The organism is Neisseria sp. P0009.S007, from assembly GCF_051962515.1.
Map to the genome: position 1 here is coordinate 1 of NZ_JBQCVF010001201.1, position 250 is coordinate 250.

1 pseudogene is annotated in these 250 nt (G+C 56.0%); it reads right to left on the minus strand.

The features are described from left to right. A pseudogene (locus ACTHS3_RS18300) lies at positions 1–250 on the minus strand (porphobilinogen synthase); the annotation flags it as partial.

Sequence of the window (250 nt, forward strand, 5' to 3'; positions counted from 1 at the left end):
GTGCGCACGACGGTCGGTACGAGTCCTTCGGGGTTGTAGGCTTCTTCCGCTAATTCGGTTTTGTTTCGGGTAACGACGGGGAAGAGTGCCAGCATGGGGATGCCGAGTTTGAGGGCTTCTTCGGCGGTGAACAATAATTTGTCCAGGCTTTGCCGCTTCACGCCGGGCATGGAGGGGACGACTTCTTCCTGATTGCTGCCTTCGAGTACGAAGACGGGGTAAATCAAATCGTCTGCGGTCAGGGTGTGTT